We start from the raw sequence: 17,349 nt of genomic DNA on the forward strand, positions 1-17,349 counted from the left end.
CCCCAGCAGGCCCGAAATGATCCCCGCCACCGCGCCCGCGGCGGCGATGATGGCAAACAGCGTCACGTAGTCCATGGCTCAGGCCCTGGGCGCGCCCTGTTCGGCGATGTCCGAGAACAGCGCGGTCATGCCGATCAGTGCCTGACGCGACAAGGGCTTCAGAATGTGCTCGTTGGGCGCGTGCTGGCTGCATCCGGCGTAGGAATGCGGCACCCAGATCGTCGGCAGGCCGAGCACCTCGGAGAAGCAGTCATTCGGCAGCGAGCCGCCGAGGTTCGGCAGAAGGTGCGGCGTCTCGCCGGTGCTCCGTTCCAGGGAGGCAGAGGCGAAGCGCACCCAGGGATGATCCGGGTCGAGCCGTGTCGCCGGGAAGGAGCCGCGCTCGGCCACGGCAATCTCGACCTGGGTGAAGCCCTGGGCGTCGAGATGGCGGCGCAGCGCCGGGACGATATCGTCGACGTCGGTGCCAACGACGAAGCGCAGCTGGCAGGTCGCACGGGCCCAGCCGGCGATGGCATTGACCGGGGCCTCGGGCACGCCCGCGACCATGGCGAGCACGGCAAAGCTGTTCCAGCCGAACACGCGCTCGGACATCGTCAGGCTCTCCTCGCCCCAATCGGGGTCGAGCGTCACGCCGGATTTCACCGCCGGCAACGCGGAGAGCACCTCGCGGATGCGCGGGGTCAGGCTGTCCGGTCGCCATTCCGGCACCGCGATCTGGCCGCGGCGGTCGGTGATGCAGGCCAGCGCATGGGCGAGGATGATCGCCGGGTCGGCGAGCAGCCCGCCGAAATTGCCCGAGTGGTGGGCCCCCTCGCGCAGGTCGACCTTCAGGTCGAACATCGCGCCGCCGCGCGAGCCGGTGAAGATGGTCGGCGCGTCGGGCGACAGCCGCGGTCCGTCCGAGGCAATCAGCACGTCGGCGGCCAGAAGGGCCCTTTGCTGCTCGCAGAAGGCCCGCAGTCCGGGCGAGCCGCATTCCTCGCCCATTTCGATCAGCACCTTGGCGTTGAAGCCGAGCTTGCCCTGTGTCTCGATCAGCGCCGCCATGGCGCGCAGGTTGATGAGGTGCTGGACCTTGTTGTCGGCCGCGCCGCGGCCGTAGAGCCTGTCGCCCACCTCGGTCAGCACGAAGGGCTCCAGCCCCTCGCGCCACTGGCCTTCCTGCGCGCGCACCACGTCGCCATGCCCGTAGGTCAGCACGGTCGGCAGGGCCGGGTCCTCGATGCGGGTTGCGACAAGCAGCGGGCCGGCGCCCGCCTCGGGGTTGTCGAAGATCTGGCAGTCAAAGCCGATCTTCTCGAGCATGGGCTGCATCGCCTCGGTCAGATAGGCGCGCAGATGCGGCGCGCCGCGCGGATCCTGGCTTTCGGTGGGGCGGGCGACCAGTTCGGCCAGTTCGGTCTGGAACCGGCCGGAGTCGAAATAGTCGGTGATGGAGGCAAGGGCTTCGTCGCGGGAGGACATATGTTCTTCTTTCCTGGTCGTCAGTCTGCGGTGACCCCGTCGCCCCAGGGCGAGAAGGTCTCGGTCGTGCCGGAGTTGATGCCGTGCTCGCGCATGACCCCGGCGGGGCATGCAAAGGCATAGGGGAAGGGCAGGCGCTGGACCTTGGCCAGCGGATGCGCGGCGGCAAGCGCCTCGGTGACGGGGCCGGCGAGGCGCTCGTCGGCGACCACCTGCGCGCCGCCCGAGACGTCGATGCGGGGGGCCTCGATGGCCTCCTGCATGGACATGCCCTGCTCGATCAGGTGGCCCGAGATCTGTCCGACGGCGGGCATGATCTTGCGGCCGCCGCTTGCGCCGAGGGCGAAACGCCGCCCCGGAGCCTCGCCGATCACCGGGCAGACGTTCATCAGGCAGCGCTTGCCGGGCGCGAGGCTGTTGGGCTTGCCGGGGGCAGGGTCGAACCACATGATGCCGTTGTTGAGCAGCATGCCGGTCGAGGGCGAGACCACCCGGGAGCCGAAGATCGACAGCAGGGTCTGGGTCATCGCGACCATGTTGCCCTGTCGGTCGACGATCGAGAAGTGCGTGGTGCAGCCGGGGGCCTTGGCCGACTCGTGGTCGCCCATGTCCTCGAGCCGCGCGGCATAGGCGGCCTTGAGTGCGTCCGCGCGGGCCAGATGGGCCTTGGGTTCGGCGGCCTCGACGGCGGCGTAGCCCTTGGTCCATTGCGTGACGGCATGGTGCAGCGTCGGCCCGGCGGTGAGGCCGGGCAGGGCGAAGAGGCGACCGTCGCGATAGGGAATCTCAAGCGGATCGGACCATTGCGGGGCGTAGGCGGCGAGGTCGTCGGCGGTCAGGAAGCCGCCCTTGGCGGTGACATCCCCGGCCAGCATCCGCGCGATGTCGCCCGTGTAGAAATCCCCGGCACCTGCCTCGGCAAGCCGTTCGAGCGTCGCCGCGTGGCGCGACTGGTCGAGGCGGATATCGGAAAGCGCCGTCCAGCCCGAGCCCTTGGGCCATTGCCCCTCGTCGAGGAACATGGCGGCGGCGTCGGGATCCTGTGCCAGGTCGCGCGCCGACGACGCGATGATCAGCGCCGCGTACCAGTCGACGTGCAGGCCTTTCTTTGCGAAGGCGATGGCGGGCGAGAGCAAGTCCTTCCATGGCATCCGGCCATAGCGCCCGTGTGCCGCCGCGATGCCCGCGACGGTGCCGGGGACCGCGACCGACGAGGCGCCGATGACGTTGCGGTCCTCGACCACGGCATCCCAGGGGAAGAGATCCGAGGCCTTGCCCGCGCCCGAGAGCGGGTAATGTGCCGGGTCCAGGGAGGCCGAGCTGCGCATGCCGTAGTTCAGGGCATGGGCGCGGGCCTCGTCCTCGCGCCAGATCATCATCGCGCCGCCGCCCATCGGGCCGGACATCCATGGTTCGAGCACGCCGATGGCGAAGCTGACCGCGACGGCGGCGTCGAGCGCGTCGCCGCCCGCCGCCAGCACCTCGGCGCCTGCCTTGGCCGCGAGTGCGTGCTGCGCGGCGACGACACCGTTCGTGGTGGCGGTGACGCCGGGCTTGCGGGTGGTCTGCGAGGGAGAGAAGGAGCCGCTCATGCCAGGCCCCCCATGCCCATGACGCCGGTGGCGGGGGGCAGCTTCGACACGTCGGGCACCTCCCAGTCCTGACCCGGCTGCGCCGCGAGGAGCTTCTGCGTGTAGGCGTGGCTCGGGGTGCCGAAGACCTGATCGACGCTGCCGCGCTCGACGATCTCGCCCTGTTGCATGACGATGAGATTGTCGCAGACCTGCGCCGCGACGCGCAGGTCGTGGGTGATGAAGAGCACGGTCAGCCCCATCCTGTCGCGGATCTCGTTGAGCAGCTTCAGCACCTCCTTCTGCACCGACACGTCGAGCGCCGAGACCGCCTCGTCGGCGATCAGCACCTTGGGCTCGACCATGAGCGCGCGGGCGATGCAGATACGCTGGCGCTGGCCGCCGGAGAACTGGTTGGGGTAGCGGTTGAGCGCGTCGGGATCGAGCCGGACGATCTTCATCAGCTCGCGCGCCCGTGCCATCGCCTCGGCGCGGTCGCCGCCGAAGTTCACCGGCCCTTCGACCAGCTGGTCACCGATGGTGCGGCGCGGATTGAGCGAGCCGTAGGGATCCTGAAAGACGATCTGGATCATCTTGCGGTAGGGGTGCAGCGCACGCCGCGAGTAGGCTGCGATGTCTTCGCCTTCCACCCAGACTTGACCGGCGTCAGGGTCCTCCAGCCGGATCAGGCACTTCACCAGCGTCGACTTGCCCGAGCCGCTTTCTCCGACGATGCCCAGCGTCTCGCCCCGGCGCACGGCGAAGCCCACGTCCTTGCAGGCGTGCACGGTGCGGCCGGGCCGGAACATGCTGCCTTTCACGTGGTAGGTCTTTTCCAGCCCCGCCACGCGCAGCATTTCGGCGCTGCCCTCGAGGCTGTCGCGCGCCACGCGGGTGCGGCGCGGCACGGCGTCGATCAGCAGCCGGGTGTAGGGGTGCCTCGGGCGGTTCAGAACCTCCTCGGCGCTGCCCTGCTCGACGATGCGCCCGTGCTGCATGACCACCACGCGGTCGGCGATTTCGGCCACCACGTCGAAGTCATGGGTGACGAACATGATGCCCGCGGAATGCTTCTCGCGCAGCTCCTTCAACAGGTGCAGGATCTGTGCCTGCGTCGAGAGATCGAGCGCGGTGGTGGGTTCGTCGGCGATCAAGAGCGCCGGGTCGAGCGCCAGTGCCATGGCGATCACGATGCGCTGCCGCTGCCCGCCCGAAAGCTGGTGCGGATAGCTCGAATAGATGCGCTCCGGGTCGGGCAGCTTCACCTCGTCCAGCAGCCGGATGGTGCGCGCGCGGCGCTCGGCGGCGGGAAGGGAGGTGTGCTGCTCGAACATTTCCTCGATCTGGTTGCCGACCGTGTAGCAGGGATTAAGCGCCGACATCGGCTCCTGGAAGATCATCGCCATGCGGCGGCCGCGCAGCTTGGAATGCTCGGCAGGCGTGAGTTTCAGCAGGTCGCGGCCGTCGAACGTAATCTCGCCCGAGGAGGGCACCAGCGCCTTGGGCAGCAGCCCCATTGTGGTGAAGGCAGTGATCGATTTGCCCGAGCCGGACTCGCCGACGATGCAGACGATCTCCTTTGGCATGATCTCGAGCGAGAGGCCCTCGACGGCATGGGGCCGGTCGCCGCCCTTCGGCAGGTCGACGGTGAGGTTGCGGATGGACAGGATGGGATCGGTCATCAGTTGCGGCCTTCCGGGGCGGTGACATCGCGGATGCCGTCGCCGAGCATGTTGATCGACAGGACGAGGAAAAACAGCGCCACGCCCGGAATGGTGATGAGCCAGGGCTCGAAGAGCAGCATTTCCTTGCCCTCAGAGATCATCAGCCCCCAGGACGGGGTCGGCGGCTGCACGCCAAGCCCGAGGAACGACAGCGCCGCTTCTAGGATGATCGCGTGGGCCATCTCGAGCGTGAAGATCACGATCAGGTGGTTCATCACGTTGGGCAGGATGTCCTTCCACAGCACCCGAGGCAGCGAGGCTCCCAGCACCTCGGCGGCGGCGACATACTCAAGCTTGCGCACCTGCATCGTGGCGGCGCGCAGCACCACGGCGAAGCGGTCCCAGAGCAGCAGGCCCAGCACCGAGACGACGACCATCAGTGAGCCGCCGAAGAGCGCGACCACGGCGAGCGCCACCAGTACCACCGGCATGGCGAGACGTACGTTGATGAGGAAGGTCACCGCCATGTCGACCCTTCCGCCGAAGTAGCCGGCAAGGATGCCCAGCACCGAGCCGATCACCGCCGAGATGGTGGCAGCAAGCAGGCCGATCATCAGTGAAATGCGGGCGCCATAGGCGAGTCTCGCCCAGAAGTCGCGGCCCAATGCGTCGGTGCCCAGCCAATGCGCCGGTTCGCCGCCCAGGAACACCGGCGGTTTCATCCGCGCCAGCAGGTCCTGATCATAGGGGCTGTATTGGGTCAGCAGCGGTGCGCAGAGCGCGATGAAGATGACGATCCCCATCACCAGCGCGCCGAAGATCAGCCCGCGGTGGCGCAAGGCGCGGCGGACCATGGCCTGGCGCGGCGAGAGCGGGGCTTCCTTGGGGGCGGCTTTGGAAAGGGTCATGGCGGGGCTTTCGGATGCTGTCGTGTCGGTCATGTCTTGCGGCCTCCGGTCAGCCCACGCGCAGGCGCGGGTCCATCCACGCGTTCAGCACGTCCGCGAGGAAGGTGAAAAGGATGTAGAACATGGAGAAGACGAGGATCAGCGCCTGCATCACCGGCAGGTCGTTGCGGCTGATGCTTTCCCAGGCGAGATAGCCCGCCCCGTGCAGCGCGAAGATCGATTCAACCACGATCGAGCCGCCCAGCATGAAGCCCATCTGCACCGCGGCGAGCGAGATCACCGGGATGATCGCGTTGCGCAGCGCGTGTTTGAACAGCACCTTTCGCGGGGCAAGCCCCTTGGCGCGGGCGGTGCGGATGTAATCAGCGGACAGAACCTCAAGCATCCCCGCGCGGGTCAGGCGCATGATCGCGGGCGTGGCGTAGTAGCCCAGGACCACGGTGGGCAGGATGAAATGCTTCCAGCTCGACGAGCCCGAGGCGGGCACGAGGCCGAGCTTGATCGAGAAGACCACGATCAGGATCAGGCCGAACCAGAAGGACGGGATCGCCTGCCCGACCACGGAAATGAACAATGCGGCGCGGTCGATCAGCGAGTTCGGCTTGACCGCGGCCGCGACGCCCATCGGGATCGCCAGCAGCAGCGCGAAGCAGATGGCGAGCAGCCCCAGCGTCATGGTCACGCCGAGCCTGTCGCCGATGATCTCGGTGGTCGGCAGATCGAAGTACCACGAGCGCCCCAGGTCTCCGCGTGCCGCGGACACCAGCCAGTCGGCGTATTGCACCAGAACCGGGCGATCAAACCCGTAGCGCTCGGTGATCGCGGCGATGTCCTCGGCGGCGGCATTCTCGCCGGCGATCGAGATCGCCGGATCGCCCGCCATGAACAGCAGGCTGAAACTGAGCGCCGAAACCGTCAGCGCGACGAGCACGGCAAGGCCGAGGCGTTTGAGGATGTAGAGCAGCATGAGGCATTCCTGTAGTCGGTGCGTGCCCGGCCCCTTTGGGGACCGGGCGTCTCCTGCCGGTTACTTCCAGCCGAAGCTGAAGAAGCGGACCAGTTCGTCGTCAGTGGGGCTGAAAGCCATCTCGGGGCTCATCACGTAGTTGACGTTGTAGGTCCACAGCGGCACCCAGTAGGCTTCCTTGGTGATCTTCTGCAGCGCCTGCGAATAGAGAGCCTTGCGTTCTTCCTTGTCGTTGGTCGAATCCGCGCTCTCGATCCAGTCGATCACCTCCTGGTCGCGGGCGTCGTCCTGCGGGCCACCGGTGAAGAACTCCGAGGTGATCGCCGAGGCATCGGCCACCGAGTTCGATCCCCAGGTCAGGAAGGTCATCGGCACCTCGCCCTTGCGGTGCTTCTCGCGCAGGGCGGAGTACTGCATGTAGTTGAGGTTGGCATTGATGCCCACCTTGCCGAGGAAGCCCATGATCGCCTCGGCATAGGGGCGGTCGCGATAAGCATAGAAGTCGATGTCGAAACCGTCGGGATAGCCGGCTTCGGCGAGCAGTGCCTTGGCCTTTTCTGGGTCGTAGGCGTAGCCCTCGACGCTCTGGTCGCAGGCGAACTGCGCCGGCGAGCAGGCCGTGTCGACCACGATCGAGGACCCTTTGACCAGCGCATCGACGATGCCTTGCCGGTCGATGGCGTGGTACACCGCCTCGCGCACCTTCTGGTTGGTCATCGGCGACTCCCCGGCGCGGCCGGCGGCGTCCATGGCGATGTAGCCGATACGCATGGCGGGTGCGTTCACCACCTGGTACTTGCCCATGGCGTCGAGCTTCTCGGTCTGGTCGGCGGGCATGTTCCACAGGAAGTCGAGCGTGCCGTTGAAGAATTCGGCGATCTGCGTGTTGGTGTCGGGCACGGTGCGGATATCGACCTTGGCGACCCCGGCCTTGCCTTTCGGCCCGCCGAAGTAGTCCTCGAAGCGTTCGAGCACGAAATGCTTGCCCGGCTCCAGCTCGGTCACCTTGAACGGACCGGTGCCGACGGGCTGCAGGCCCATGCCGGTCGGGCCGGCCTCGGCGTAGTACTGGTCGGGATACATGGCGACGGGACCGGCGAGGAATTCCTCGGCCGCGGGGAAGGGCGCCTTGAGGATGATCCGCACGGTCAGGTCATCGACCTTCTCGGCGTGGTCCATCCAGCCAACGTTAGCCATGTTCTTCACGCCGTTGTCGGGGTTGGTCACGTAGTTGACGGTGAACACCACGTCATCGGCGTTGAAGGGCTCGCCGTTGTGGAAGGTCACGCCCTCGCGCAGCTTCAATTCGAGCGTGACGTCGTCGATCCAGGTCCACTCGGTGGCGAGGTTGCCCTTGTACTCGCCGGTGTCCGGATCGCGGTACAGAAGCCCGTCCCAGACCGAGTGGTTGAGCAGCAGCCCTTCGCGCGCGGTGTTGAAATAAACGTCCGCGGTTTCGAGCTCCTTGTTGAAGGCCATGTTCACTGTGTCGCTCGCTTTATCCGCGAAAGCAGGTGCCGATACACTCGCAAATAGTGCAGTTCCGGCGAGAAGATTGCGAATTATCATGTGGTTATACTCTCTGTTGGCTTTTCGTGATTTGCATTTTTGTCGTTATTCTTGTATGCAATCCGCTAAGGTTGCATACCGTCAAGGATTTTCTGCCATGACCGACAACTCCAGGGCGGCCACCCGCGTCTGCACGATTATCGAGCAGAGGATCGCCTCGGGTGCATATCGCGATGGCGACAAGCTGAGCGAAGTGGCTCTGGCCGAGCAGCTCGAGGTGTCGCGGACCCCCCTGCGCGAGGCATTCCAGACCCTGGCGGCGATTGGCCTCGTCGAGCTCATTCCCCGGCGCGGGGCCTTCGTGAAACGACCCTCGATGACCCGTCTCGTCGAAATGTTCGAAGTCATGGCCGAACTCGAAGCCTGGTGCGTCCGCCTGGCGACGCGGCGGATGACCGCGGCGCAACGGCTCTACCTGCGGCAGGCCGCGCTGGATTGCGAAAGGGCCCTGAAGGAGGGTGCGGCGGATCGCTACCACGAGGCCAACAACCGGCTGCACGGGAAGATCTACGAGGCGTCGGGCAATCAGGTGCTGGCCGAAGAGGCACAGCGCATGGACCGGCGCCTGCGCCCGTTTCGCCGCCGACAGCTCGACGTCTCAGGGCGTCTGGCCGCCTCCATGCGGGAGCACGGAGGCTTTCTCGATGCGATGGAGAGGGGGGAGGCCGACAAGGCTGCCGATCTCATGCGGGCGCACATCATGTCGTTGAGCACGACCTACGACCGCTACCTCGCGATGCTCGGCGAAACCGCGGACGATCATCCTGCGGACTCCTGAGCGTTGCCCCTGCGCAGCGCGAAGGCTGTTCAGGACAGGTTGTCGATCAGTTTCTGGAGCACGCGCAGTCCGCAGGCGATGTCTTCGGCGCTCATGCCGCGGGTCATCTCGGCCTCGTAGCGCTGCGCCTCCTGCATCAGGCCCGCCACCACGGTCTCGCCCTCCGGCGTCAGCCAGATACCGTTGACGCGGCGATCGAAAGTCGAGGGGCGGCGTTCGATCAGCCCGTCGGCCGAGAGCTGATCCAGGATGGTCACGAAACTCGACCGTGGCAGCGCGACCGCCTCGGCGATCCGGCTTTGCGGTTTGCCGGGATGGGCGCGGATCACCGACAGCAGGCCAAGATAGCGCGGCGCGCGCCCGTGGTCGGTGAGCCGCTGCTCGAAGCCGCGAAAGGCGAGGATTTGCGCCAGTCGCAGCTTGTAGCCGATCGTGTCCTCTGCCTCACCGGCGTCAAGACGCGTCTGGGTGTCGTCCCGCCCTGCCATGAGTTCTGCCCCCGCGATTTTGTTTTACATCGAACAGTTCTGCTACGTACAGTAACTCATGGACCCAGTCCATCCTGAGTCGGCCCGGAGGGAGGAACGTGTCGATGGGAATGACCGCCACAGGCGGTGCGCATTGGTTGCCCGAGGCAACTGATCCGCCGCTGCGCGACGTGACGCTCGGGGAACTCTTGTCCGAGCGCGCAGCTGCGCTGCCGGACCGACCGGCATTGATCTTCGACGACGCGGGCGCGCCACCGTGCTGGACCTACGCCGAGTTGGAGGCGCAGGTGATCCATCTGGCAAAGGCCCTGCTCGCGCAGGGCATCGCCCCTGGCGACCGGGTCGCCGTCCTGTCCGGCAACTGCCCGGAGTGGGTGCTGCTGGAATACGCCCTGGGCAAGATCGGCGCGGTCCTGGTGACGGTGAACCCCTCGTTCCGGAGCGGCGAGCTAGACTACCTGCTGCGGCAGGCGCGCGTCTCGGCGCTCTTCGCGGCCGGGGTATTCCGCGGCTTCGACACCGGGGCACTGCTGGCCGGGATGCTGCCCGCGCTCGATGCCGGAAGGCCGGGCGCGCAAAGCGCGTATCCCGACCTGCAACTCGTCGTGCAACTCGGCGCGGCGCGGGTTCCGGGTGCCCTGCCGTTCGGAAGTGTGCTGTCCGGGGCCGCGAAGACCTCGGATGCCGCGCTGGCCAAGGTCGCGCGGGCGGTGCGGCCGGAGGATGTGTTGCAGATCCAATATACCTCGGGGACGACGGGCAAGCCCAAGGGCGCGATGCTCACCCACCGCGGCACGGTCAACAACGCCTTACTGGCGGCGGCACGGGCGGGCTATCGCGAGACCGACGTCATGGTTTCGGCCATGCCGCTCTTTCACACCGCGGGCTGCGTGTGCAACGTGATGGGGATGCTCGCCGCCGGGGGGGCGCTTGTCGTGATGGCCGACTTCGATGCAGCGCGGGTCCTCGATCTGATCGAGGCGCATGGCGGGACCGTCACCAACGGCGTGCCGACGATGTACATCCGAATGCTGCAGGATCCGCGGCTGTGCGCCGGGAGCCGCGACCTGTCGAGCTGGCGCATCGCCTACACGGGCGGCACCTCGATCCCGCCGCAGCTGATGCTCGAGCTTCACGACCGGATCGGTTGCGAGCCGGTGATCATCATGGGCATGACCGAATGCAGTCCGATCATCACCCAGACGGTGCCCGAAGAGCCTCTGGAAGCGCGGGTGAGGACGGCGGGCGTGCCGCTGCCGCATGTGGAGATCTGCATCGTCGATCCCGAAAGTGGGGCAGTGCAGCCCGTCGGCGCCGAGGGAGAGCTGCAGATCCGCGGTTTCCTGGTGACCGCGGGCTATTTCGACATGCCCGACCAGACCGATGCGGCGATCGGCTCCGATGGCTGGCTGAAAAGCGGCGATCTGGCGGTGATGGACGCGGAAGGCCACCTGCGGATCATCGGCCGGATCAAGGACATGCTGATCCGCGGCGGCGAGAACGTCTACCCGGTGGAGATCGAGGACTGGCTGATGCAGCACCCGGCAATCGCCGAGGCGCAGGTGGTCGGCGTACCCGACCCGGAGTTCGGCGAGGAGATCTTCGCCTTCGTGGTGCTGCGCGCGGGCGAAGAGCTGGAGGCCGCGGCGCTGCGCGACTGGTGCCGCAGCCGCATCGCCCGCCACAAGGTGCCCCGCCACGTTGCCTTCATCGGGTCGACGCCGAAGACAGCGAACGGCAAGGTGCGCAAGGTCGACCTGCGGAAAATGGCCCAGGAGATGCTTGAAAAGGATACCATCGCATGAGCGCGCCCCATCTGCTCGAAGAACGCCGTGGCCCGGTGCTGCTGCTGACGCTGAACCGGCCCGAGGCGCGCAATGCCATCTCGCCGGAGATGGCCTGCCGGCTGGCCGATGCCTTCGCGGGGTTCGATGCGGATGACGCGCTGCGGGTGGCGATCCTGACCGGGGCGGGGGAGCAGGCCTTCTGCGCGGGGGGCGATCTGGGTCGGACATTGCCGCTTCTGTCGGGCGACCGTGCCCCCGAGGACGACTGGGACCGGCGTTTCCTGAACGAGCCGGGGTTGCAGGACCGCTCGGCGCTGCGCCGCAACGCGCCAGCCAAGCCGGTGATTGCCGCGATCAACGGAATCTGCCTCGCCGGGGGGATGGAGACGATGCTGGGCACCGACCTGCGGATCTGCTCGGAGCGCGCCGTCTTCGGCCTGCCCGAGGCGCGGCGCGGGGTCATTCCCTTTGCCGGGGCGCTGGTGCGGCTGAGCCGCCAGATCCCCGAGCCGGTGGCGCTGGAACTGCTGCTGACCGGGGGCACGATTGATGCCGAGCGCGCCCGGGAAATCGGGCTGGTGAACCGGGTGGTGCCGCAGGCCGAGGTGCTGGAGCGGGCCTTCGAGATGGCCGCGGCACTGGCCGAGAACGGCCCGGTCTCGCTGCGCCAGATCAAGCGGGTGGTGCGGGGCAGTTCGGGGCTGACGCTGGACGACGGGTTTGCGCTCGAGGATGACGCAAAGCGCATCGTCATGGCTTCGGAGGACGCGCGGGAAGGACCGCGCGCCTTCATGGAAAAACGCAAGCCAAGGTTCGTCGGACGATGACGGGAGCGGGGGACATCCGCCTCGACGGGCGCGTTGCCGTGGTGACCGGCGCGGGGCAGGGCATCGGGCGGGCCACCGCGCTGGCGCTTGCCGCCGCGGGGGCCTCTGTGGTGGCCAACGACATCAATGCGGAAGCCGCAGAGGCGGTGGCAGGCGAGATCGGCCCGCGCGCGGTGCCCTGCGTCGCCGCCATCGGCACCGCCGAGGCGGCGGACGCCTGTCTCGCCGCCGCGCTGGACAGTTTCGGGAGGCTCGACGCCCTCGTCTGCAATGCCGGGATCCTGCGCGACAGGGTCCTCTGGAACACCTCCGACGCCGATTTCGACGCGGTGATCGCCACGCATCTGCGCGGCACCTTCACCTGCGCCCGCGCCGCCGCGCGGCACTGGCGCGAGGCCGGACACGGCGGGCGGCTGATCCTCATGTCTTCGATCGCCGGGCAGCGCGGCAATTTCGGCCAGACGTCCTATGCCGCCGCCAAGGCCGGCATCGCGGCCATGGCGCGGACCTGGTCGATGGAGCTGGCCCGCGCCGGGGTCACCGTCAACGCCGTGGTGCCGACGGCTCTGACCGCGATGACCGCCACCATTCCCGCACTGACCGAGCTCAGCGAGCAGGCGGCGCGGGGCGAGGCGCTGGACGACAGCGTGCGGCAGACCATGGGCATCGGCGGACCGGAGGACGTGGCGCCGCTGATCGTCTACCTTGCCTCCGAAGCCTCGGCGGGGGTCACCGGGCAATGTATCGGCATAGGCGGCGACCGGCTGAGCCTCTGGGCGCATCCGGCCGAGGCGGCGCATGAGATTTCGAAGGGCGGGTGGCGCGCGGACGGCATTGCCGAGGCGCTCGGAGGCACCCTCGCCGGATCCCTGCAATCCGTGGGGATCGAGATGAGTTGACGCCCCGGAGGAGGAAACCGGGCGCATTTAGGGAGGAAGACCATGAAGACCATTACCATCGGAGCGGCTGTCCTGGCGCTCTGCGCCAGTGGCGCGCAGGCGCAGAATGTCACGCTGCGGCTGGCGCACTGGCTGCCGCCGCAGCACGCGGTGCCGCAGACCGGCATGCAGGAGTGGATGGACTCGATCACCGCGGACTCGGGCGGCACCATCACCTTCGAGGTGTTCCCCGCGCAACAGCTTGGCGCGGCACCTGACCACTACGACATGACCCGCGACGGCATCGCCGACATCGGCTACGTGAACCCCGGCTACACCGCCGGGCGCTTCCCGATCTACGAGCTGACCGGCGTGCCCTTCCTGGCCACCGACGGGCCGAATGCGGCCAAGGCGATCCACGAATGGTACGCGGGCGACTATGCCGCCAAGGAGATGGGCGACGTCCACTTCTGCCTCGTCAACCCGCACGAGCCGGGCCGCTTCCACGGCAAGACCGAGATCAAGGTCCCGGCCGACGTGAAGGGGCTCAACGTGCGCCCGGCGCATTCGACCATGGCGCGCTTCGTCGCTTCGCTTGGCGGCGCCTCGGTGCAGGTGCCCGCGCCCGAGGCCCGCGAGGCGCTGGCGCGCGGCACCGCCGACGCGGTGACCTTCCCCTATGAGGCGATGAAGATCTTCAACGTCGCCGAGGAGACGAAGTTTCACAATGACATGCCGCTTTACCTCTCGTCGCAGGTGCTGCTGTTCAACAACGACAGCTACGGCGGTCTGAGCGATGCGCAGAAGGCGGTGATCGACGATCACTGCACCCCGGAGTGGTCGAAGAAATTCTCGGAAGGCTGGGCCGACTACGACAAGGGCGTGCGTGAGGAAATCATGAACAACCCCGAGCACACGGTCTACACGCCCAGCGACGAGGAGGTCGCGCTGTGGCGCGAGGCGGCGATGCCGACGCTGGAGGCGTGGAAGGCCGATGTGAGCGCGGCGGGCGGCGACCCCGAGGCGATCCTCGAGGGGCTGCGCGCGGCGCTCGATGCCAACGGCGTGCTCTACAAGTAAGGCAACCGGGGGAGCGCGGGCGCTCCCCCCAACACGCGAGGCGCCATGACGGGCCAACGTCACACTGCGGCGGACCGGGTGATCCTGTGGGTGGAAAGAACCGCCGCGGTGATGCTCGGGCTGGTCACGCTGCTGATCTTCGTCTCGGCGGTGGGGCGGTATCTCTTTGCCGCGCCGCTGCCGGATTCCTTCGACATCTCGCGGCTGACGCTGGCCATCGCGGTGATCTGGGGCTTTGCCTCGCTCGGCTATCGCGGCAGCCACATCAAGGTCGACATCCTGGCGCAGGCGGTCTCTCCGGCGCTGCGGCGCTGGCTGGATCTTGCGGCCTGGGCGATCCTGCTGGGTTTCACCGGGCTGCTGGTCTGGAAGATGGGCGCGCGGGTGATCTCGCAGCTTTCGGGCGGCGAGGTCACCATGGACCTGCGCCTGCCGCACTGGCCCTTCCTTGCCGCGATCCTGCTGGGGCTGATCGCGGCGCTCGTCGCCACGTCGCTGCGCCTCTGGCGGATCTGGCGGTTCGGCGAGGGGCTGGAAGGCCACGAGGCGACCCCCGAGGAAGACGGGTCCGACATGGGCCATCCAAAGGTAGAAAAGAATGAGTGAACGCGACCTGATCGCGGCGGGCGGCTTTGTCGTCCTGTTCCTGCTGATGCTGATCCGCGTGCCGATCGGCATTGCCATGGGCATCGTCGGCGTCGGCGGCTTCGGCATGGTGACCGGGCTGAAGCCGGCGCTGAACCTGCTGGCCACCTCGCCGCTGCGCACGGTGACCGACTTCAACCTGACGCTCATCCCGTTCTTCGTGCTGATGGGGGTGCTCGCCACCCGCTCGGGCATGAGCCGCGAGCTCTTCCGCGCGGCCAATGCCACGCTCGGCTCGTTCCGCGGCGGGCTGGGGATCGCGACGGTGGGGGCCTGCGCGGGCTTCGCGGCGATCTGCGGCTCGTCGGTGGCGACCGCCGCCACGATGACCGACATCGCCTACCCGGAAATGAAGCGCGCGGGCTACGGCGACGACGTCGCCACAGGGGTGATCGCCGCGGGGGGCACGCTCGGCATCCTGATACCGCCCTCGGTGGTGCTGGCGGTCTATGGCTACATCACCGAGCAGGACATCGGCAGCCTGTTTATCGCGGGCATCGTGCCGGGGCTGCTGGCGGTGGTGATGTACATGCTCACGGTGCGCTTGCGCTACGGCCCGCACCTGCCCGCCGGCGCGCCCTTCGATCTGCGTGAGGCGCTGCGGGCGCTGCGCGACGTCTGGGCGGTGGCGCTGCTGTTCATCGCGGTGATCCTGTCGATCTACCTCGGCATCGCCACCGCCACCGAGGCGGCGGCGGTGGGCGCGGTGCTGACCGCGGTCATCGGCCTTGCGCGCGGACGGCTGGGGGCGACCTCGCTGCTCGACTGTCTCGTCGGCGCGCTGCGCACCTCTGTGGCGATCTACACCATCCTGATCGGGGCGATCCTCTTCGGCTACTTCCTCGCGGTGACGCAGGTGCCGCAGAACATGACGCGGATGCTGATCGAGCTGGGACTGGGGCGCTACGGCACGCTGGTGCTGATCATGGTGCTCTTCGTGGTGCTCGGCTGTTTCCTCGACGCCATGGCGATGATCATCCTGATGGTGCCCATCGTCTTCCCGGTGATCACCCAGCTCGGCTTCGATCCGATCTGGTTCGGCATCATCATCGTGATGACCGTGGAACTGGGCCTGATCACCCCGCCGATCGGGATGAATGTCTTCGTCATCAACAGCATTGCGCGGCACGTCGGGCTGGGCACGATCTTTCGCGGGGTGCTGCCCTTCGTGCTGGTGGATCTCTTGCGGCTGGCGATCCTGATCCTCGTGCCGGGGCTGGTGCTGTTCCTGCCGAACTCGATGTAGACGCAGGCGGATGGCACGCGCCGCCGAGCGGGCGTCGCACCGGAGACATCAGCAGAAGGTGCGGTAGTCCCTTATGAGGCCATCTATGGCGTCGTAGTAGTAGAGCTTGGCACCATGGATCAGCACGCCGCAATCGCAGTAGTCCCGGATCGTCTTTTCGGAATGCGAGATCATGATGACGCGGCTGTCGCGCAGCTTGTCCTTCAGCCGCGCCTCGGACTTCTTCTTGAACCTGCGATCGCCGACGGCGGTGATCTCGTCGATCAGGTAGGAGTTGAAGTTGATGGCCAGCGACAGGCCAAAGGCAAGGCGCGCCTTCATTCCGCTCGAATAGGTCGCGATCGGCAGGTCGAGGGAGGCCCCGAGTTCCGCGAACTCCTGCACGTCGGCCAGGACCCGGTCGGAGCTCTCGCCATAGATCCGCGCGACGAAGCGGACGTTCTCGACGCCGGTCATGGTCCCATTGAATCCGCTGGCAAAGCCCATCGGCCAAGAGACTTTCTCGTCGCGCCGGATCTGACCGACGCTGGGCAGCTCGATCCCGGCGACCATGCGCATGATGGTGGACTTGCCCGCGCCGTTGTGACCCATCACCGCGATGTTGCGGCCACTTTCGAAGACGAAGGACACGTCGTCGAGGATCGTCTTGTTCACGCCGGACACACTGTAGCGCTTGGAGACAGAGTCGAGTTCGATCATCGGGTCAAACCCTCCGTTTCCGGCTGATGCGTTCCCAGAGAAGACCGATGGCACTGAGCGTCAGGGCAAGCGAAAGCGGATACCAGATATTGAGGATATCGCTCTCGTAACCGGCGAAGAACGCCTCTCTTGTCAGCTCGACAAGATGCAGGATCGGGTTCCACTTCAAGACCGCGGTGGCTTCGGGCGGAAGTTTGGAGGGGATGTAGAAGACGCCTGACAGGAAGAAGAGGGGCCGCGCAAAGAGCTTTTCGATGTGCTGCCACGTCTGCGCGCGCTGATAGATGATCGCGTTCAGCGTCCCGATGCCGAAACCAAGCGCCAGGGTGAGCGCGAAGGCAAGGCACAGCCATTCGGGGTGGACCGGTAGCTGTGCCAGCCCCACCGACCAAAGCCCGCCGTAGTAGACGGTGTTGATGATGACGAAGGTCAGCCCGATGAGCACGGCGCGCGCAAAGAGCGTGTCGGTCTCCTTTATCATCGGATAGGTCAGCAGCGACTTGTTCGAGGTGAAGGCCCGCATCAGCGAAACGGACATCTTGTTGTAGAGCTCCAGCGTCAGGACCGCCGTCGAAAAGAACAGCGCGAGGGAAGTGCCATAGGGCGACTTGCGGCCGATCAGGTAGAACAGGACGACCAGGAAGCTGATCGAGACCATCGGCTGGAAAATTGCCCAGAGATAGCCGATGTGCGACGTGCCGAAGGTCATGCGCGTTTCGCGCAGGACCAGGGTCGCGATCACCCGGATCTGGAGCTGGATGGCGTAGAGCACCGC

Annotated in this window: 16 protein-coding genes; 7 read left to right on the forward strand and 9 right to left on the reverse strand. The window is 67.0% G+C overall.

All coding sequences use genetic code 11. From position 1 onward, the window contains the following. Positions 1–78: 78 nt before the first annotated feature. Genes IQ782_RS26920 through IQ782_RS26945 form a run of 6 tightly spaced genes read right to left on the reverse strand, consistent with a single transcriptional unit; the run spans position 79 to position 8,056 of the window. Positions 79–1,467, reverse strand: a complete 1,389-nt coding sequence (locus tag IQ782_RS26920; protein ID WP_194137770.1) for a M20 family metallopeptidase — start codon at positions 1,465–1,467, stop codon at positions 79–81. A 20-nt stretch (positions 1,468–1,487) separates the two neighbouring features. Beyond that, a complete protein-coding gene (locus IQ782_RS26925; protein WP_194137771.1) occupies positions 1,488–3,059 on the reverse strand; it encodes a gamma-glutamyltransferase in 1,572 nt (523 codons plus the stop codon). Beyond that, a complete protein-coding gene (locus IQ782_RS26930) occupies positions 3,056–4,720 on the reverse strand; it encodes an ABC transporter ATP-binding protein (protein ID WP_194137772.1) in 1,665 nt (554 codons plus the stop codon). Before IQ782_RS26930 ends, IQ782_RS26925 begins: the two co-directional genes overlap by 4 nt. Continuing rightward, complete coding sequence (locus IQ782_RS26935) at positions 4,720–5,610, reverse strand: ABC transporter permease (RefSeq protein ID WP_240989613.1); 891 nt, start codon at positions 5,608–5,610, stop codon at positions 4,720–4,722. The genes IQ782_RS26930 and IQ782_RS26935 overlap by 1 nt, the downstream gene beginning before the upstream one ends. A 49-nt stretch (positions 5,611–5,659) precedes the next feature. Then, entirely contained in the window at positions 5,660–6,577 is a 918-nt protein-coding gene (locus IQ782_RS26940; protein ID WP_194137774.1) for an ABC transporter permease, read from the reverse strand. Between the two features lie 60 nt (positions 6,578–6,637). Beyond that, positions 6,638–8,056: an ABC transporter substrate-binding protein gene (locus IQ782_RS26945; protein WP_240989606.1), complete on the reverse strand. Its 1,419-nt coding sequence runs from the start codon at positions 8,054–8,056 to the stop codon at positions 6,638–6,640. 187 nt (positions 8,057–8,243) lie between these two features. Here IQ782_RS26945 and IQ782_RS26950 point away from each other — a divergent pair, with 187 nt between their 5' ends. After that, positions 8,244–8,924 (forward strand): GntR family transcriptional regulator, encoded by a 681-nt coding sequence (locus tag IQ782_RS26950; protein WP_194137776.1) that lies wholly within the window; start codon positions 8,244–8,246, stop codon positions 8,922–8,924. 29 nt (positions 8,925–8,953) lie between these two features. On the opposite strand, the gene IQ782_RS26955 is transcribed toward IQ782_RS26950, so the two are convergent. Continuing rightward, positions 8,954–9,412 carry a MarR family winged helix-turn-helix transcriptional regulator gene (locus IQ782_RS26955; protein ID WP_194137777.1) on the reverse strand — a complete coding sequence of 153 codons (459 nt, stop codon included), beginning with the start codon at positions 9,410–9,412 and terminating at the stop codon, positions 8,954–8,956. A 104-nt stretch (positions 9,413–9,516) separates the two neighbouring features. Here IQ782_RS26955 and IQ782_RS26960 point away from each other — a divergent pair, with 104 nt between their 5' ends. The 6 genes from IQ782_RS26960 to IQ782_RS26985 are packed head-to-tail and all read left to right on the forward strand — an operon-like array spanning position 9,517 to position 15,875. Next, positions 9,517–11,217, forward strand: coding sequence for an AMP-binding protein (locus IQ782_RS26960; protein WP_240989607.1), 1,701 nt, complete (start codon positions 9,517–9,519; stop codon positions 11,215–11,217). Then, complete coding sequence (locus IQ782_RS26965) at positions 11,214–12,026, forward strand: enoyl-CoA hydratase/isomerase family protein (RefSeq protein ID WP_194137778.1); 813 nt, start codon at positions 11,214–11,216, stop codon at positions 12,024–12,026. Before IQ782_RS26960 ends, IQ782_RS26965 begins: the two co-directional genes overlap by 4 nt. Next, positions 12,023–12,925, forward strand: coding sequence for an SDR family NAD(P)-dependent oxidoreductase (locus IQ782_RS26970; protein WP_240989608.1), 903 nt, complete (start codon positions 12,023–12,025; stop codon positions 12,923–12,925). Before IQ782_RS26965 ends, IQ782_RS26970 begins: the two co-directional genes overlap by 4 nt. Before the next feature lie 42 nt (positions 12,926–12,967). Then, positions 12,968–13,984, forward strand: a complete 1,017-nt coding sequence (locus tag IQ782_RS26975; protein WP_194137779.1) for a TRAP transporter substrate-binding protein — start codon at positions 12,968–12,970, stop codon at positions 13,982–13,984. Positions 13,985–14,029: 45 nt separating this feature from the next. Continuing rightward, complete coding sequence (locus tag IQ782_RS26980) at positions 14,030–14,590, forward strand: TRAP transporter small permease (protein ID WP_194137780.1); 561 nt, start codon at positions 14,030–14,032, stop codon at positions 14,588–14,590. Further along, on the forward strand, positions 14,583–15,875 hold the full coding sequence (locus IQ782_RS26985) for a TRAP transporter large permease (protein WP_194137781.1): 1,293 nt from the start codon (positions 14,583–14,585) through the stop codon (positions 15,873–15,875). The genes IQ782_RS26980 and IQ782_RS26985 overlap by 8 nt, the downstream gene beginning before the upstream one ends. Before the next feature lie 48 nt (positions 15,876–15,923). Here IQ782_RS26985 and IQ782_RS26990 read toward each other — a convergent pair whose 3' ends face one another. Together IQ782_RS26990 and IQ782_RS26995 are read right to left on the reverse strand one after the other, a co-directional pair. Beyond that, positions 15,924–16,574 carry an ABC transporter ATP-binding protein gene (locus IQ782_RS26990; protein ID WP_194137782.1) on the reverse strand — a complete coding sequence of 217 codons (651 nt, stop codon included), beginning with the start codon at positions 16,572–16,574 and terminating at the stop codon, positions 15,924–15,926. Positions 16,575–16,578: 4 nt separating this feature from the next. Then, positions 16,579–17,346, reverse strand: a complete 768-nt coding sequence (locus IQ782_RS26995; RefSeq protein WP_194137783.1) for an ABC transporter permease — start codon at positions 17,344–17,346, stop codon at positions 16,579–16,581. Positions 17,347–17,349 lie beyond the last annotated feature (3 nt).

Origin of the sequence: Salipiger mangrovisoli, assembly GCF_015223355.1 — a bacterium.
Lineage (GTDB): Bacteria > Pseudomonadota > Alphaproteobacteria > Rhodobacterales > Rhodobacteraceae > Salipiger > Salipiger mangrovisoli.

Bases quoted from the DNA above. Each gene is read 5' to 3' on its own strand.
- IQ782_RS26935 (WP_240989613.1), bottom strand. From the start codon at position 5,610: ATGACCCTTTCCAAAGCCGCCCCCAAGGAAGCCCCGCTCTCGCCGCGC.
- IQ782_RS26925 (WP_194137771.1), bottom strand. From the start codon at position 3,059: ATGAGCGGCTCCTTCTCTCCCTCGCAGACCACCCGCAAGCCCGGCGTC.
- IQ782_RS26945 (WP_240989606.1), bottom strand. From the start codon at position 8,056: ATGGCCTTCAACAAGGAGCTCGAAACCGCGGACGTTTATTTCAACACC.
- IQ782_RS26970 (WP_240989608.1), top strand. From the start codon at position 12,023: ATGACGGGAGCGGGGGACATCCGCCTCGACGGGCGCGTTGCCGTGGTG.
- IQ782_RS26950 (WP_194137776.1), top strand. From the start codon at position 8,244: ATGACCGACAACTCCAGGGCGGCCACCCGCGTCTGCACGATTATCGAG.
- IQ782_RS26990 (WP_194137782.1), bottom strand. From the start codon at position 16,574: ATGATCGAACTCGACTCTGTCTCCAAGCGCTACAGTGTGTCCGGCGTG.
- IQ782_RS26955 (WP_194137777.1), bottom strand. From the start codon at position 9,412: ATGGCAGGGCGGGACGACACCCAGACGCGTCTTGACGCCGGTGAGGCA.
- IQ782_RS26985 (WP_194137781.1), top strand. From the start codon at position 14,583: ATGAGTGAACGCGACCTGATCGCGGCGGGCGGCTTTGTCGTCCTGTTC.
- IQ782_RS26930 (WP_194137772.1), bottom strand. From the start codon at position 4,720: ATGACCGATCCCATCCTGTCCATCCGCAACCTCACCGTCGACCTGCCG.
- IQ782_RS26975 (WP_194137779.1), top strand. From the start codon at position 12,968: ATGAAGACCATTACCATCGGAGCGGCTGTCCTGGCGCTCTGCGCCAGT.
- IQ782_RS26980 (WP_194137780.1), top strand. From the start codon at position 14,030: ATGACGGGCCAACGTCACACTGCGGCGGACCGGGTGATCCTGTGGGTG.
- IQ782_RS26965 (WP_194137778.1), top strand. From the start codon at position 11,214: ATGAGCGCGCCCCATCTGCTCGAAGAACGCCGTGGCCCGGTGCTGCTG.
- IQ782_RS26920 (WP_194137770.1), bottom strand. From the start codon at position 1,467: ATGTCCTCCCGCGACGAAGCCCTTGCCTCCATCACCGACTATTTCGAC.
- IQ782_RS26940 (WP_194137774.1), bottom strand. From the start codon at position 6,577: ATGCTGCTCTACATCCTCAAACGCCTCGGCCTTGCCGTGCTCGTCGCG.
- IQ782_RS26960 (WP_240989607.1), top strand. From the start codon at position 9,517: ATGGGAATGACCGCCACAGGCGGTGCGCATTGGTTGCCCGAGGCAACT.